Genomic DNA, 16,108 nt, shown 5'->3' on the forward strand with positions numbered 1-16,108 from the left:
CCCGGGGCGCGCCGGCCCCCCCCCCCCCCCCCGGCGCCCCGCCCCCCCCCCCCCCCCCCCCCGCCCCCCCGCCGCGGGCGCCCCCCCCCCCCCCCCCCCCGCCCCCCCGCTGGTCGGTCGGGCGCGCGGCAAGCGGTTCGCCGTGCTATCGGGCGCGGACCGCATCGTCTTCGACCAGGACCTCGCTTCCGTCGACGAGGAAGCACCGCGTCACAGACGCAAGGGAGCCGACGATGGCGAATGAGAAGGTGCCGACCCTGGGCGTCGTTCTCGCCGGCGGGCTCGCCCGGCGCATGGGCGGTGGCGACAAATCGATGCGTCGGCTCGACGGACTCACCATCCTCGAGCGTGTCCTCGAGCGCCTCAGCCCGCAATGCGACGGGCTGTTGCTGAACGCCAATGGCGACCCTGCCCGCTTCGACCGCTTTCGCCTACCAGTCGTCGCCGACCCGGTCGAGAATTATCCGGGCCCGCTTGCCGGCGTGCTTGCGGGCCTCGACTGGACCGCGGCGAACAGGCCCGATGTCGAATGGATCGTCAGCGTCGCAGCGGACTGTCCTTTCTTGCCGCGCGACCTCGTCGAACGGCTGCATCGGGCGCGCATGGCGAAAGCTGCGGATCTGGCGGTGGCGATGTCAGCGGGTCGGACGCATCCTGTCATCGGGCTGTGGCAAGTGGCGATGCGAGATGCGCTACGCCATGCACTGGTCGAAGAGGGCGTTCGCAAGATCGACCTGTGGACGGCTCGCTACAAGGTTGCAACCCAGTCCTGGCCGGACAAGCCGATGGATCCCTTCTTCAATGTCAACACGGTCGAAGATTTTGCCGAGGCCGAACGGCTGGTTGGGCACCTTGCCGACCCTTAACCCGGATATCTCACACTTGGCCAGGTCGGGTAAAACCCATGCGCTCGACCGCCTCGTTGAATTCAGGCGAAGCGAGCGCGGTTAGGAAGGCCTGCACCGCGGGTCGCTGTTTGCGGGCAGAGACCAGCGCGAAATCATAATGCTCTTCCTTCAGCGCAATGAAGTCGAGCCCGGCTGAGCGCGCCACCGGCGCAATGGTGACGCCCCAGTCGGCTCGGTTCTGCGCCACGGCCGCCGCGACGGCATTGTGCGAGCGGGGCTGGTTCCAATATCCGTCGGTGCGCGCGGCACCAAGCAGTTGGTCGATCAGGATACGCGTGCCCGAGCCCTGGTTGCGGTTGACCATCATGCAATTGGGATCGGCGAGTGCGGCTCGCACCGCCTCCTCTGGGTCGGTCCCCTGGAAGCGCAGGTCGCCCGGGCGGTAGACGATGCCCTGCATGCGTCGCCATCCCTGCACGAGTTCGAGGCCTTCGCTCAGGAACGGCGCATTGTAGCTTTGCGTCTTGGCATCGAAGAGGTGGATGGGCGCGATATCGCACTCGCCTCGCCTGGCCGCGGCCAGGCCGCCGAGGCTGCCGACCGCGATGGACCGCACCGTCAGGCCGGCGCGAAACAGAATGCCCACGACAAGATCGAGGCCGGTGCAGTTGCTGCCGATCACCACGAGATCGGGAACACGGACGTGCGGGGTGAACAGCGTCACCGACGCCTCGCTTCCGGCAGGCATATTGTCGGCTAGAGCTTCGATGCTGATGAAGCCGTCGGCCTGGGCAAAGGACGTTATCGCCCCCGAGCCCTTGCCGGTGGGATAGGCGACCAGCCCCTGCTCACCCTCGACCAGCGATACCATCACGAACTCCGTGCGGCCGAGTTCGGACTGAATGCGCAGTGGGACCTTTGCAGCGACCTTCGCTTCGGTCCGAGGCGGCAGGCCCGCCATGCGGCGCAGCACGGGTACGATCATGTCGTGGAAGGTGAACATGGCCGAAGTCGGGAATCCCGGCAGCACGACGACCGGCTTGCCGTCGCAGACGGCGAGGCAAAGCGGCTTTCCCGGCTTCAGCGCCACGCCATGGGCAACGATGCCGGGCGCGCCGAGACGGTTCACGATGCGGTGGCTGACATCACCCGCGCCCTTGGACGTCCCACCCGACAGTATCAGCACGTCATGCGCCGCCAGCGCCTCGCGCATGGCGGCTTCCAGCGTGGCTTCGTCATCCGGATAGGCGCCGAGAAAGCTCGCCTGGCCGCCATTTTCGGTTATCGCGGCGCTGACGATTGCGCCATTGGCGTCGTAAATGCCGGCGGGTCGCAGGGTGTCGCCTGGTTGGACAAGTTCGTCGCCGGTCGACAAAACCGCCACCCGCAGCTTGCGCGCCACCGTCACCAGCGCAATTCCACAGGCGGCAAGCATGCCGATTTCACGCGAGCCGATCACCGTTCCAGCGCGCAGCAGAACCTCACCGCGGGCAATGTCGGATCCGGCATGCGAGATGAACTGGCCGGGCGAGGCTCCGCGCCTGACCTCGATGGCATCGCCTTCGGCTGGGTGTGTGTGCTCCACCATGACGATGGCATCGGCGCCGCGCGGCACCGGCCCGCCCGTCGCGATCGAGGTGGCGGTGCCTGCGAGCACAGGGATTTGCGGGGCGACACCGCAGGCGATGGTTTCGCGGTTGAGCAGGAGCCTGGCAGGAAGCGCCTCCGATGCGGTGGCGATGTCGGCGGCGCGCACGGCAAAACCATCGACGTTCGAACGGTCGAAGGGCGGCACGTCGATCGGAGCCGTGACATCATCGGCAAGCGCCAGCCCAAGCGCATCCGCCAGCATCAGTTCTTCGGTCGGGGTCGTCCTGGGAAATAGCACCGCCTCGAAACGGGCGAGCGCCTCGTCGCGCGACAGGACCGTCAGGAACTGCTCCTGGCCGGTATGTTCCTGGCCCGTATCTGGGCGGGTGGATCTGGTCATCACCGACTCATCTGGGATCGTCGAACACAAAGGCGCCGACAGGTGTTCCCGCGGCCCAACCCTCACTGCCCCCTGGAATGGCAAGCCATGCATCCGCCAGGCGGATCGCCTCCAGCGAAAAATCGCCTATCGCAAGCGGCCGCCATCTGTCTTGTTGCTGGTTCAGCAGGACGATCTCGGCCAGTCCGACCGTGGACGAGATTTTCCGCTCCAGCGCCAGGACCGTCTGTCGCCGGGCGCTCCTGTCCGTCAGGCGATCGATAGCCGGCTGAACCAGCGCCAGAAAGGCGGCAAGAGCCTGATCGGGCGCGCCGGGCAGAGCAATGATCGGGACCGCATCGAGCCGTCCGATCGCCGCGGTTCGGCCGGGCTGTAGCGCTATGTTGTGGGCGATGAGCGCCCCACGCGCGGCAAGCGCGTCGGCTGTAGCGTCGGCGCGCCCCGCACCAGTGCCTCCAATCAGGATGATCAAATCGCCGGCTGCATTGCCAAGCGCCTGGGCGACGGATCTGGCGTCGCGCGCAACCGTTTCGATATCGAATACGGTCGCGCCAGAGGCTCTTGCAAGGTCGGCGATAAAATGCGCCGTGAAAGTATCGCTCGTCGGGGCGGCGACATCGATCAGGCGCACCTGCGGCATCCGCACCGCAATTTCACCAATCCCTGCGCTTCGCACTGTCAGGAGGTCAGCGGCCGACAGCCTGTTCCCCGCAATGATGAGCGGTCGGCCCGCCGCCATGTCCTCGCCGGCGCGTCGCACGCCCTGGCCCGGTGCCGCTTCATCGAGCGCCTGGGGCATCGGGCCGCTGCAATCGATGAGATCGGCATCGAGAACGCAATCGCATCCCTCCGGCATGGCGCCGCCTGCCTCTATCCAGACCGGCATTGCCGTCAGCGGCAGCGGCGAATAGGCCGACGCACCGGCAAGATCGAGCGCGCGGCACGCCCAGCCGTCTGTCCTTGCCGTGTCGCGGATGGGCTGCGCGCGTGCCCGGGGCGGCATGGCGGCGCCGATCTTCCCAAGCGTCTGGTCAAGCGGCAAAAGAGTGGGCGCAACCGGCTCCACTCCGTCGAGGAGTGCGGCGAGAGCCGCTTCGAGACCGGTCAGCGCGCCGACGGAAGGCTGCATTCTCATCATGTCCGATGATGGGGCAGATGCAACCCGCTTTGCAACCGACTTCAGGAGCGCTTCTGCTCAGCGTTCGGGAAGAACAGTTGCTGGCCGTCAATATTGTATTCGCCGATCGCCTGCTGTCCTTCAGGCGAGATCAGCCAATCTATGAAGCGTTGGCCGGGTTCAGCCTTGACGCTCGGGTGCCTCGCGGGATTCACCAGCATGACACCGTACTGGTTGAACAGCCTTTTATCGCCTTCGACCACGATCTCCAGTTCGCCGCGGTTCTTGAACGCCAACCATGTGGCGCGATCGGAAAGCACATAGGCATCCATGGCGCTGGCTGTGTTGAGCGCAGCGCCCATGCCCTGCCCTATCTCCTTGTACCAGGGGTCCCCCACCGCCGCGATATCGACACCTGCCGCCTTCCAGAGTCCGAGTTCAGCAAAGTGGGTTCCGGATTTGTCGCCGCGGGAAACAAAAACAGCTTTTTTGCTCTGGATCGATGTCAAGGCGACTGCGATATCCGGCGAACCCTTGATGCCGGCCGAGTCGCCTCTGGGCCCGATCAGGACGAAATCATTGTACATCACATTGAAGCGTTTCACGCCAAAACCTTGCTCGACGAATTTCTCCTCCTGCTCCCTGGCATGGACGAAGACCACGTCTGCGTCTCCCCGGCGGCCGGCGTCGAGGGCCTGGCCGGTTCCCTGCGCGACCACCTTCACCTCGATTCCGGTCCTTGTGGTGAACAAAGGCAGTATGTAGTCGAAAAGGCCGGAATCCCGTGTCGACGTCGTCGAGGCCACCACGATCGACTGTTCCTGTGCGCTGGCCGATGCGCCGCTGGAAGCGAGGAAAGTCAAAATGATCGCAATTGCGGTAAACAGTCGACGGTTCAGCACTGGAAGCTCCATTTCCGCGGTCAAAGCACGAGTTCCCCATGGGTAAAGGCGGCAGCTTCTGCGGATGCGGGGCGATCGAAAAAATCACCGGCGCTGGCGTGCTCGCACAGTCGGCCGCAAACGAGGAAGACGACATCTCCCGCGAGCCGTCGCACCTGGCCGAGATCGTGCGAAGCTATGACGATCTTGGTACCCGATTGGGAGGCCATCAGGATGATCTCCTCGACATGGCGGGTTGCAGCGGGATCAAGGCTGGCGGTGGGCTCATCGAGCAGCAGGATCTCGGGTTCGCGCGCCAGTGCGCGGGCAAGCGCCACGCGCTGTTGCTCGCCGCCGGACAAGCGCCGCGCAGGTCGGGCCGCCAGGCCCAGAAGGCCCACACGATCGAGAAGTTCCTCGGTGCGTGCCGCGCGACGATGGCGCGGACAGCCAGCTTGCGCCAGTGCGTAAACCACGTTGGCGGCGACGGAGCGGCGCAGCATCACCGGTTTCTGGAGCAGCATTGCCCGGCGCCCGAGGCCGCGATCGGTGCGCCCACCCCAGCTCACAGTTCCTGCGGAAGGCGCGGCAAGTCCCATGCAAACCCGAAGCAGTGACGTCTTGCCCGCGCCATTGGGACCGAGCACCAGTGTCGGCGCACCGGGAGTAATCGCCAAGTTCAGGCGGTCGAGCATGGTCGTGGCGCCGGCGCTGAGCGAGACCCGGTCCAGAACGAGAGGAAGGTCGGTTAGCGCGGCCCGCATCATCAAGCCACCCGTTGCTCCGACCACAATCGCAGGCCCCAGGCAGCGGCATTGATGGCAAGAATGAGGCCGATCAGGATGACGCCGAGCCCGATCGCGAGCGGCAGGTCTCCCTTTGATGTTTCGAGCGCGATCGTGGTGGTCATGGTTCGGGTAAAGCCCTCGATATTGCCGCCGACGATCATGACCGTGCCGACTTCGGCGGCCGCCCGGCCGAAGCCGGCGAGCATTGCGGTAATCAGGCTGAAACGGCTGTCCCACAAGAGCGTCGCCACCCGGCCTGTCGGGCCGACGCCCATCGCCGTCAGTTCGTCGCGATATTCGCGCCACAAATCCTCGGTGGTCTGGCGCGTCAGAGCCGCGATAATCGGCAGGACGAGAAGCGCCTGCGCGATGACCATGGCGGCCGGTGTGAACAGCAGGCCGAACGCGCCGAGCGGCCCTGATCGCGACAACAGCAGGTAAACGGTCAGGCCGACGACTACGGGCGGCAGGCCCATGAAGCCGTTGACAAGCACGACGAGCGCGGAACGTCCCGGAAAACGGGTCAGTGCCAGCAACGCCCCGAGCGGCAGTCCCACGACGGCCGCAACTGCAACGGCGGCCAGGGTAATGGTCAGCGAAAGCCGCACTATCGAGATCAGCGTCGCGTCGCCACTCGCGATAAGCTGCCATGCATTTAGGCCTTCTGACATACCCTTCACCTGCGCTGCGTCGTCCTGCTATTTCTGCTGCATTTACTCCGCATTCGTCAAACAATTGAACCTGCGCAAGAATATGCATAAGATTGCAGGATGGATTTGCTGACGACTGCAGAAGCCGCAGACTATTTGCGCCTTGGCGAACGCAAGCTTTACGAGCTGGTCGCCAAAAACAGCATCCCGTGCAGCAAAGTGACGGGCAAATGGCTGTTTCCGCGTAACGAGCTCGACCGGTGGGTTCTGTCGGGATTGGCGCGTCCCGACGGAATGATTGCGCCCGAGCCGCCGCCCATAGTCGGCGGCAGCCAGGACGACCTGCTTGAATGGAGCCTTCGTCAGGCGGGCTCTGGCCTCGCCTCGCTTACCGAGGGGACGGCAGGCGGCGTTGCGCGTCTTTTGCGTGGCGAGATTGCCGCTGCGGCGATCCATTTCCACGGTGATGCCGCCGACCCCAATGTGGAGGCCGCGCGCGCCATGCCGCGGCTGCACGATGCGGTGCTGATCGGTTTCACGCGGCGCGAACAAGGGCTGCTGCTGCCGCCGGGCAACCCCCGATCGCTCAACAGCCTGGCCGATGTCCTAGAAAGCGGCGCCAAGATCGCGATGCGCCAGGTCGGGGCCGGAGCCCAAATGCTGCTGGATGTCCTAGTCGCCCGCGCCGGCGCCAGCCAGAGGCGGTTGAACCGGCTCGCGCCGCCATGCCTGACAGGGCCGGAACTCGCTGCCGCGATCCGGACCGGCAGGGCCGATTGCGGCATCGCCACACGCGCCGCCGCGCGCGCCGCCGGCCTCGAATTCGTGTCATTGGCGTGGGAGAATTTCGATCTGCTGATGCGGCAGCGAACCTATTTCCAGCCTTCGATCCAGGCGCTGATCCGCCTCATGGCTGAGGACAGCTTCACCCAGCGCGCCGCAGAACTTACGGGCTATGACACCGACCCGGCCGGGCAGGTCCGATTCTTCCATTGATGTGGGGTGTCGATGGAGCGCCGGGCGCACCGCCGAACCTGTTCAGCCAAGGTCGATGTCGCCTTCGACGACGTGGTGCAGACCCGCGCGTTCGGCCGTGATCACGGCCCTCACGGTCAGGCGCCCCTGCCCTTTCAGTCCCGCATCCGCCACGGCCTTTTCGATCGCCTGCTGCGAGGTGACGCCGACCTGCTTCAGGAACTTGCGCATCGACACGTTGAAGGCATCGGTTTCCATGTTTTGAGTCATAGGATTGCCTCTAATAGCTTGGACTGTGCGGCTGGTCGGGTCGCGATCGCATGCTGTTCCCCGGCAAAGACGCTGCCCGCCAGCGGAACACGGAAACGTATGATGCGCAATGCATAAGACGCTCGCAACAGCTTTGCTCGCTGCTGTTTTCCTCGCCGGCGCGACGGCACATGGTGCGGAACTGCGCGGGCATGGCGGTCCGGTGCGGGCGATTTCCGTGGCGCCGAACGGAAAAACGGTGGCAACCGGCAGTTTTGATACCAAGGCAATCATCTGGTCGCTTGAGACCGGCGAAGCACGCGACGTGCTGCTCTTTCATGAAGGTGAGGTAACTGCCGTCGCTGCATTGCCAAACGGGCGCTTTGCCAGCGCCGGTACGGATGGTCGCATCGCGATCTGGCAAATCGGTCGAGGCGAGCCGGCCCGCATCCTGGAGGGCCACACCGGGCCTGTCGCCGACCTCGAACTGTCACCCGACGGATCGATGCTGGCTTCGGCGTCCTGGGACACCACCGTCCGGCTCTGGCCGCTTGCCGGTGGGCCAGCGCGCGTCCTCGAAGGCCATCGTGCAAACGTCAATGCGCTCGCCTTCTTGGCGGACGCAACCCTCGTCAGCGCCGGCTATGACGCGACAGTCATCTTTTGGCCGAGCCAGGCTGGGGCGGCTCCGCTTCGGGCCATCATGCCGACGCCGCTCAACGCGCTAGCAAGAGCGTCCGGCGACCGCCTGTTCGTCGCAGGTGCTGACGGGCAGCTGCGGCTGCTCGACCGGCGCGGCAAAGTGCAGCTGGAAGTTCCGGTCTTGGGCAATCCGGTGATTGCTCTCGCCGCCACCCCAGACGCGAACTATCTCGCCGTCGCCGGCATCGGTGATGGAATCCTGTTGCTGGACGCCATCAGCCTCTCCACCATCCGCACGCTCGACACCTCCGGCGTGGCGGTATGGTCGCTTGCGTTCGCGGCTGGCGGCAAGACGCTTCTGGCTGGCGGCGCCGACCATCTGGTGCGGGAATGGAACGTCGAGACGGGCGAGCGCCTTGGAGCCGCTACAGCAGGCAGGACCGATCCGATGGCCAGATACGCAGGCAATCCGGACGCAGAAGTATTTCGCGCCTGCGTTGCCTGCCATACGCTCGACCCGAACGATGGCCATCGAGCCGGGCCGACGCTGCATGGCATTTTCGGGCGCAAGATAGCGTCCGTGCCGGGTTACCATTATTCGCCCGCTTTCCGGAAAATGGACATCGTCTGGACACCGGAAACCGTGTCAGAGCTGTTCGAGCTGGGTCCGAACGCCTACACCCCCGGCACCAAGATGCCTGAACAGACGATCAGCAATGCCGAGGATCGGGCAGCCCTGATCCGCTTTCTTCAGGCCGAGACACGCACGGACTGAACTTCGACATCACCGCATTGACCGAGCGCCCAAAAGGCTCGATGACTCCAGCCTGTGGAACACCGCCCGATTGCGGCCAGTCTGCTTGGCAACATAGAGTGCTTCATCGGCCTGGCGCTGGAGCTGCTCCGGCGAAATGGCCTGGTCCGGCGCCTGGACCGCCACGCCGATGCTGAGGGTGATATAGCGGGACACGCGGGATCCAGGGTTAGGAAGACGAGCAGCTTCCACACACTCGCGAATTCGCTCGGCTACAATGGCGGCCTCCTGCTCGTTCACACTTGGAAGCAGCACGAGAAATTCCTCACCGCCGTAGCGCGCAACATGATCGCGATCGCGCCTCACGTTCTCCCGGATCAAGCGGGCGACCTCGATGAGGCAACGATCGCCCTCGGCATGACCGAGACGATCGTTGAGCTTCTTGAAGTCGTCGATGTCGCACATCAGCATGGCGGCGCCGCCGGGGCATTTGCCGCCACCGCCCCAGACGTGGTCGAGCGTTTCCGTCATCCGGCGCCGATTGTCGACGCCGGTCAGCGGATCGGTTCTCGCCAGAAGCTCCAGCCGATCGTTCGCTTCTGCCAGTTCGGCAACCCTGTGTCGGTCTCGAAGCTCGAACAGAAAAGTCTTCTGAGCCAGAATTGTCATCGTACGCCGCGCGGCGACCGTAGCGAGAATGCCGCTGGCAAAAAACAACGTGGCAGCCACCGCATTGCCAATCTCAAGGCCCGGGTTCTGCACCTGGAAGACGAGATAGAGACCGAGAGCCAAAGCCGCGACCGTCACGGTCCATGCCTGAGGGACGCCGAAGATGATGATGGCGGTAATCGCTACAAACAGCATGATGTTCAAGTGCCGTTCGTAGAACTCGCCGCCGGCGCTTGCGCCGACCAATACGATCGACAACAGGATGAGGAACATGCCTGTGATCAGGGAAACCCCCTGGACCCAGGACGGGCGCCGTTTTCGCCAGACAAGGACCACGGCTGCAGCGACGGGAGGGATGATGGCGCCAGGCAAGAGCATGGATAGCGCGATCGACCTTGGAAGCATCACCAGGTTGAGCGCCAGCGTCAGGACATCCAGGAACGCCACCCATGTCATCCAGGCGCGGATGATCTTGGCCGTTTGCGACCAGACACGTGCCTGAAACAGGCGCTTGATCTCGCCTTTGAGCCGGATGTCGCGCGTGCGCTGCGCCAGAAGTCGCTCAACTTCCGCCGTGACGGCAGGATCGTCCTGCATGTCGAGGTGCGTTCGATCTACCAATCGACGGGCCCTGAGGCCCCCCTTTCCCATACATCCATTCGAGCCACCCGGTGGTCAGCCGAGCGGCAAGCATGTAACGCTATGCTGAAGATTTGATTGCTAAAACCGTTTATTTGCGTGTTGATTGCAACCCTCGAAGCCGGCTCTCCGCTTGACGCCGGCAAGGCGGTGCACCCGACCTATGTCGAGGGGCAGTCCAAAGCGAGGGCTCAGACCGAGGGCTCAGACCGCCTTGTCGCTCGAGGCCTTGCGCTCCCGCAGATAGTCTTCAGTGGTTCGCGGCGGCGAACGACCAGGGCCGGCATAAGGATCGAAGCCCTCATTCATGGCCGCATCGACGCGGCAATTGTCGCACATCCGTACAAGGTCGAGCCGCCGTGCGTTCTCGCCTGCAAACATCCAGTGTTTGCCTTCGAGCTTGGCGACGATCCGCTCGACAGTGCTACTTGTGCCGAACGGCTTTGCGCAGCGGATGCAGTTGTACGGCTGCTCTTGCTTCACGACCCGGCTGCGAGCGCCCCATGCCTGGAAATCCACCTGCGGCGTCAAGGTGATGACCTTCTCCGGGCAGGTCGCGGCGCAAAGGCCGCACTGCACGCACGCGCTCTCGGAAAAATACAAGGCCGGCTGCTGTTCGCTATCGGAAAGCGCCCCCGTTGGACAGGCCGATACACAAGAGAGGCAGAGCGTGCAGCCTTCGACATTGACGTCCAGGCCGCCGAACGGAGCTGCAGCAGGCAATGCTACGCGGTCGACCGGCGTCGGCGCGGCTCGATGCAGCTCGAGCATGGTGCTCGTCAGCAAGCTGCGCTTCTTGCCGAGCGGCAGGAATGCCGCCGGGCGCCGCGACGCAACATCTGGAGTAATCAGGTCGAGCGCCGAGGCGAGGAGGTCGGGATCGTCCGCTTCGATCAATCCGCAGACCTCCGCGCCATAACCGAGAGACCGGCTCAAAAGATTGGCGATTGCGACGTTTGCCGCAATTCCGGCAAGCTCATGCCTTGGCTTGGCCGACGACAGCGCCCTTACGGCGCAAGCGCCCCAGGCGACCGGCGCGGTCCACGCCTCGACCCCTAACTGGGTTATCTCGTTCACCGCGACCGGCAGGACATTTGCGGGCAGACCCGCGCCGAAGCGGGCAAGTGCGTCGATCAGCGGCTCGCCATGGCCGAGATCATGGAAAAGCACAATCGCATCCAGGCCGCCCGCCTCACGATAGGTGACAAGAAGCGTCCGCAGCCGCCGAAGCAGCGACTCGGCATCCGGCACGGCGTAGGCGGCAGCACCCGTGGGACATGCCGCCGCGCAGCTGCCGCAGCCGGCGCACACTTCCGCATCGATTGCGACGTGGTCGCCGGCAGGCGCTATCGCCCCTGTCGGGCACAGATCGAGGCACCGCGTGCAGCCGGTGATGCGCGATCTCGAATGGGCGCACAGATCGGCGGAGAAATCGATGAAGCGCGGCTTGTCGAACTCGCCAACCAAATCGGCTGCCCTTGCGATCGCAACGGCGACGGAGGCGCGATCGCCGGGATCGGCCTTCACGTAGCCGTCGCGCAATTCATGAGCAGGGAAAAGTGGAACCCCGCCGGAGAGATCAAGGACGATGTCGGCGTTCGAGACCGCTCCATCCCGCGATATCCCGAAGCCAAGCCGATCGCGCGAAGATGGATTGGGCGCCGCGAAATCGTCGACTGTCAATTCGAAGGCGCCAAGATGGCCGCGCGCTTGCCGGATCGTTCCCTGCATGACGGGAAAATCCCAGACCCGGTGCGGCGCGATATCGCGCGGACGGCTAAGCAACACAGTGACATCCAGCTTTTCGGCGAGTTGCCGGCCCGCATCGATCGCCGTCGCGTCGCAGCCATAGACCAGGACGACACCATTGCTCGAAAGGGTAACGAGCGCGGGTGACGAAGCGGGTTCGGCCGCCATGGCGAGCAGAGCCGCCGCTTTCGGGCCGGCAGCAGCAGCATCCTGCGACCAGCCGCCCGTCTCGCGAATGTTTGCGAAAACCAGATCGCCTGCGAAACCGAGTTCCTCGGCGAGGTCGCCGAAAAGCGGCGCCTGTTGCGTGCAGCTGATGGTGACTGCTTCGCCGCCGCTCAGGGCGCTGCGCACCCGGTCGAGTTCCGCGCCACAGAACTGGTCCCCCGCCTCGACCCGTGCGCCCTTGCATCCGCGGGCGACGCTGGCGCCGAAGCGTGGCATGCTCCGCTCGCAGGAGCAGACAAGGACCGTGCGTCGTTTGTCCAGGCTCATTCCGACTCCCGTGGCATCTTCCTTGTCCACGCGGTAGCGCCTCTTGCTTGGAAGTATTATAAGAAATTACAGTCGCCGTCATCAAAATATGGATCGGCCTATGCGGCCCTCTGTCAGCGACATCCAACTGCCACCGCCTTACAGCCTCGTGCCGCTGAGAGAGGCCGGTGACGCCTTTGCGCACGCCTGCGCGATTGCGGCAGACGAAGGGGCAGGCACGCTTGCCTGGGTGCGCCGCTACGATCTGGCCGAATTCGCAGTGGTGCTCGAGCCTGAAGAGCCGCTGGAGGATGCGCGTCGCGCGATCTATGCCGGCATGAACGCACTTGCCGATGCGCTTGCGGTCCATGCTCCGCCGTCGCGGCCCATCACCTTCGACTGGCCCGACACTGTTCGCGTCGACGGGGTTCTCGTCGGCGGCGCCCGCCTGGGCTGGCCGGAAGGGGCACGGGAGAACGAAATCCCCGACTGGATCGTCTTCTCCGGCATGATCCGCACCGCCGTCATCCGCGCCGGCGAGCCCGGTCTGCGGCCGCTGCTTGGCGCGCTTGACGAACTCGGCTTCGTGGCGCTCGATGCCGGTGAGATCGTTGCGAGCTTCTCCCGCCATCTGATGGCCACATTCCACGAATGGAGCGATACCGGCTTCGGTTCGGTCGCCAGCCGCTGGCTCGACCGGCTGCCCCGAAAGGGCGATGAGCATGCAGAGCTTGCCGGCAACGGCGATCTGCTGATTTCCGACACGGCCTCTCACGGGCTTCGCGAGCGAAGAAGCCTGCCCGAGGCGCTTTCCAGGCCCTCCTGGCTCGATCCGACGACGGGCACGCCATGGCTTTGAAGCTGCCGCGAACGATCCGCCTCGATCCATCGGATACGTTTGTTTATTCGCGCGCTGCAGAACCGGGCGAATGGGCGGTGACCGGCACCTTCCTGTTCTTCGGCGCCGATGTGGCCAGGCTTTCCGGCAAGCAACGGCAGGCGTTCCGCGCCGGGTTCCTCGGCATTGATAGCTTCGGCTGGTCCACCCTCGTCGTGGTCACGGACGCGACCGTGCATGATCGCGCGGCGGCCGTCGATCGGCTGGCCGAGCAGCTTGTGGTGCGATGCGGTGCGCCGGACACCGAAACGGCGCGCGCCGCCGCCGAAGAGGAGATAGAATTCGCGCAATCGCTGTGCGACCACCCGCCAAACACGCTGATTGCGGTCAGCCGCACCAGCGAACAGGCCGGCACCCGCGAGTGTTTCCGAACCCTGCATCGCAAGGCGAGCCGGCTGGAGCCGGCAACGGCATTCCGCTTTGTCGAAATCGACGGCGAGGAGGAGTCGACGGAAAGTTCGATCTCCTAGCATTGGCCGGGAGGCAGAAGTGAAGGATTTCTGGGTTTCCTCAGGTCATCACCTTCTCGACAGGGATGAGGCCGGGCGCCTGCTGGTGACCGACTCCTTTCTGAAGGCATATTTTGCGCGGCCAGAGCTTCTCCCTCCCGAAACGGCCTGCCCGGCGGAGCTGCGCCTGCATCACGAGCTTTTGATGCATCATCCGCGCCGGCCGGTCGCGAAGCAGGAGATCGCCGCCCTGGAGGACCCGGATGCGCGCGAGAACTGGGAGTTCATGATCGCCTTTCGCGACCATGTGTTGGCCGCTCCCTCACTCGAGGCCGCATATCTCGCGCTGGCGCGCGGCTCGGCCGAAACTATCCCGCCGCTGTTCATGAACCAGCTTGCGCAGGTCGTCCTGCGCAATGCGCTGGATGGTCAGCACGACGCCTGCGTCGTGCGAGCCGCGGAGCTGTTTTATCGGCCGCAACGGGTGACGTCTAACGAGGGCGCCGTGCTTCTCGCCGATGCCGAAACCATAGAGCTGCATGAACAGAACCGCCATGCCTCGCCACTCCTGAACATGCTTGGTGGCCCAGCCGTCACCGAACTGGAGATACTCGACGAGAACAATGCCGAGCGTTACTTCGCCAGGAGCGACGCTTTCGATATGGTGCTCAAGCTGGGCAGCGCGCGCAGTCCGACCCGGCGCGGCCTTGCCACAGCAATGGAGATCTGGGTTCGCCATCTACTTGCGGTGGACGTGGAGATCGAGCCGGTGGAGCGGATCGAGGACGAGGACTGGGCCTGGTTCGTCGGCCTCGACGCCGAAGCGACCCGCATCGGCAACACGCTCTGGGCCGGCGATGAACTTGACCCGGAGGCTGCACAGCGCGTGATTGCACTGTTCCGGCTCACCTTCTCCGACACAGGCGAAGTACTGCCGCAGGTGGGCGCCAGGCCCGTCTGGCTCATAATGGCCATGACCCCTGACCGAACGATCCGCATGAAGCCGCAGAACCTTGTCGCAGGCCTGCCGTTTCGCGCCCTAGGGACGGTGAACTAGGAGGATTGGTGCCATGGTGCAGGAGACGGCGGAAGTCGGGGTGATCGTCGAGCGACGGGCTCTGGACAACCCGTGGATCGACCATGTCTGGGTTCCCGTGGCCGTGCTGGCGGGCGCGCCGAGCGCGGCGCCATGGTCGGTGCTGCACGAATCAGACGGCGTGACGCGCTTCTATGCCGGAACTTTCAAGCTTGAGCTCTTCGGGTGCGACACGGGCATGTACCGGGACAACCTCCGTTCGGGGCGGCCTAGCCTGTGGATCGCGCTCCGGTCGAGCGATGCTCCACCCGGAGTTGTGCTGCACCTGGTGACCGCTGACCCTTTCGAGGGCGAGTCGCTGACCGAGGCTGGCCCCGACATCATCGAGGCCGTGCCGATGCCGATCGAGCTTCAGCAATGGCTGGCCGCCTTTGTCGAGACGCATCACGTCGAGCGTCCTTTCATCAAGCGCAAGCGCGATCGGGCGGACCCTGATGCCCTGGCGAGGCGCGGCCCTCGTTCCGGAACGACGGATGATGCCGAATGAGCGCGGGACGCGACAATGTCTTCGCCCGCTGGTCGCGCCTGAAACAGGCGGCGCGTTACAGTTCGACTGCGGGGCCGCAGAACGATCAGCTTTCGCCTGACGAAGTTGCGGCGCCAGCCGATACTGGTGAGCAGCTTGCACCAGCAATTGTCGAGCCGGAGGCCGCCGAGCCCGCCGAGCCCCTCCCTCGCCTCGAGGATCTGACCGCTCAAAGCGATCTCTCAGCCTTCCTGCGCAAAGGCGTGCCCAAAATGTTGAAGCGCGCCGCATTGCGCAAGATGTGGTCGCTCGATCCGGCAATTCGTGATCATATCGGGCCTTCCGAATATGCTTGGGACTTCAACAGCCCTGGATCCATGGCGGGATTCGGCCCCTTGAAAGCATCCAGCGAAGCTGTCGTGGATTTCCTGTCGAACGGCGGCAACCCGACCGATCCGGCGCCCGCCGCCATGGCTTCGCAGGCGCCGGAGAAGGCGCCAGCGACCAGCGCCGTTTTGGCGGACGAGGGCGTGAACGCCTCAGCCGATGGGTCGGATTCTGTCACGCCGGACAGTTCGATCGAACCGGCAAACCCCGAATCTCCTTCGGCCGACGGCGCCGGGACCGCCATCGACCGCGACGAAGGCGCCGGCGCCGGCGCCGCGGAATCATCGCCGATCGATCGCCAGCGACGCCATGGCGGCGCCATGCCGCGCTGATCTGGATTTGTTGCCATTTTGGCACAGTCGCTGTTGCAATTGCCGGGCGGGGCAC

Annotated in this window: 16 protein-coding genes and 1 pseudogene; 9 read left to right on the top strand and 8 right to left on the bottom strand. The window is 64.8% G+C overall.

Translation table 11 applies throughout. The features are described from left to right. Positions 1 to 244: pseudogene (locus AC0L2K_RS27250) on the top strand (hypothetical protein); the annotation flags it as partial. Continuing rightward, complete coding sequence (mobA, locus tag AC0L2K_RS27255; protein ID WP_473532856.1) at positions 234 to 866, top strand: molybdenum cofactor guanylyltransferase MobA; 633 nt, start codon at positions 234 to 236, stop codon at positions 864 to 866. The pseudogene AC0L2K_RS27250 and the gene mobA, both read left to right, overlap by 11 nt. 10 nt (positions 867 to 876) lie before the next feature. On the opposite strand, the gene AC0L2K_RS27260 is transcribed toward mobA, so the two are convergent. Genes AC0L2K_RS27260 through AC0L2K_RS27280 form a run of 5 tightly spaced genes read right to left on the bottom strand, consistent with a single transcriptional unit; the run spans position 877 to position 6,295 of the window. Then, positions 877 to 2,838: a molybdopterin biosynthesis protein gene (locus AC0L2K_RS27260; RefSeq protein ID WP_473532857.1), complete on the bottom strand. Its 1,962-nt coding sequence runs from the start codon at positions 2,836 to 2,838 to the stop codon at positions 877 to 879. Positions 2,839 to 2,845: 7 nt separating this feature from the next. After that, positions 2,846 to 3,967 carry a molybdopterin-binding protein gene (locus AC0L2K_RS27265; RefSeq protein WP_473514916.1) on the bottom strand — a complete coding sequence of 374 codons (1,122 nt, stop codon included), beginning with the start codon at positions 3,965 to 3,967 and terminating at the stop codon, positions 2,846 to 2,848. A 50-nt stretch (positions 3,968 to 4,017) separates the two neighbouring features. Continuing rightward, positions 4,018 to 4,842 (bottom strand): ABC transporter substrate-binding protein, encoded by an 825-nt coding sequence (locus AC0L2K_RS27270; RefSeq protein ID WP_473532898.1) that lies wholly within the window; start codon positions 4,840 to 4,842, stop codon positions 4,018 to 4,020. Positions 4,843 to 4,877: 35 nt separating this feature from the next. Continuing rightward, entirely contained in the window at positions 4,878 to 5,600 is a 723-nt protein-coding gene (locus AC0L2K_RS27275; RefSeq protein WP_473532858.1) for an ATP-binding cassette domain-containing protein, read from the bottom strand. A 2-nt stretch (positions 5,601 to 5,602) separates the two neighbouring features. Continuing rightward, entirely contained in the window at positions 5,603 to 6,295 is a 693-nt protein-coding gene (locus AC0L2K_RS27280) for an ABC transporter permease (protein ID WP_473532859.1), read from the bottom strand. 99 nt (positions 6,296 to 6,394) lie between these two features. On the opposite strand from AC0L2K_RS27280, the gene AC0L2K_RS27285 reads away from it, so the two are divergent. Further along, a complete protein-coding gene (locus AC0L2K_RS27285; RefSeq protein WP_473532860.1) occupies positions 6,395 to 7,270 on the top strand; it encodes a substrate-binding domain-containing protein in 876 nt (291 codons plus the stop codon). Positions 7,271 to 7,312: 42 nt separating this feature from the next. Here AC0L2K_RS27285 and AC0L2K_RS27290 read toward each other — a convergent pair whose 3' ends face one another. After that, positions 7,313 to 7,519, bottom strand: a complete 207-nt coding sequence (locus AC0L2K_RS27290; protein WP_031254328.1) for a DUF6494 family protein — start codon at positions 7,517 to 7,519, stop codon at positions 7,313 to 7,315. A gap of 109 nt (positions 7,520 to 7,628) precedes the next feature. On the opposite strand from AC0L2K_RS27290, the gene AC0L2K_RS27295 reads away from it, so the two are divergent. Continuing rightward, positions 7,629 to 8,915, top strand: coding sequence for a hypothetical protein (locus AC0L2K_RS27295; RefSeq protein ID WP_473532861.1), 1,287 nt, complete (start codon positions 7,629 to 7,631; stop codon positions 8,913 to 8,915). A 9-nt stretch (positions 8,916 to 8,924) separates the two neighbouring features. On the opposite strand, the gene AC0L2K_RS27300 is transcribed toward AC0L2K_RS27295, so the two are convergent. Further along, a complete protein-coding gene (locus AC0L2K_RS27300) occupies positions 8,925 to 10,160 on the bottom strand; it encodes a GGDEF domain-containing protein (RefSeq protein WP_287171350.1) in 1,236 nt (411 codons plus the stop codon). A 246-nt stretch (positions 10,161 to 10,406) separates the two neighbouring features. After that, a complete protein-coding gene (locus tag AC0L2K_RS27305; protein ID WP_473532862.1) occupies positions 10,407 to 12,446 on the bottom strand; it encodes a 4Fe-4S binding protein in 2,040 nt (679 codons plus the stop codon). A gap of 100 nt (positions 12,447 to 12,546) precedes the next feature. Between AC0L2K_RS27305 and AC0L2K_RS27310 the strand changes: the two genes are divergently transcribed. The 5 genes from AC0L2K_RS27310 to AC0L2K_RS27330 are packed head-to-tail and all read left to right on the top strand — an operon-like array spanning position 12,547 to position 16,053. Then, a complete protein-coding gene (locus tag AC0L2K_RS27310) occupies positions 12,547 to 13,284 on the top strand; it encodes a biotin/lipoate--protein ligase family protein (RefSeq protein ID WP_473532863.1) in 738 nt (245 codons plus the stop codon). Beyond that, on the top strand, positions 13,275 to 13,793 hold the full coding sequence (locus tag AC0L2K_RS27315; protein WP_473532864.1) for a DUF6505 family protein: 519 nt from the start codon (positions 13,275 to 13,277) through the stop codon (positions 13,791 to 13,793). The genes AC0L2K_RS27310 and AC0L2K_RS27315 overlap by 10 nt, the downstream gene beginning before the upstream one ends. A gap of 19 nt (positions 13,794 to 13,812) precedes the next feature. Then, a complete protein-coding gene (locus AC0L2K_RS27320; RefSeq protein ID WP_473532865.1) occupies positions 13,813 to 14,829 on the top strand; it encodes a DUF6352 family protein in 1,017 nt (338 codons plus the stop codon). 13 nt (positions 14,830 to 14,842) lie between these two features. Beyond that, positions 14,843 to 15,355: a DUF3305 domain-containing protein gene (locus AC0L2K_RS27325; protein WP_091597656.1), complete on the top strand. Its 513-nt coding sequence runs from the start codon at positions 14,843 to 14,845 to the stop codon at positions 15,353 to 15,355. Next, positions 15,352 to 16,053 carry a DUF3306 domain-containing protein gene (locus AC0L2K_RS27330; protein WP_128166282.1) on the top strand — a complete coding sequence of 234 codons (702 nt, stop codon included), beginning with the start codon at positions 15,352 to 15,354 and terminating at the stop codon, positions 16,051 to 16,053. Before AC0L2K_RS27325 ends, AC0L2K_RS27330 begins: the two co-directional genes overlap by 4 nt. The last annotated feature ends 55 nt before the right edge of the window (positions 16,054 to 16,108 follow it).

The organism is Mesorhizobium sp. WSM4817, assembly GCF_055811135.1.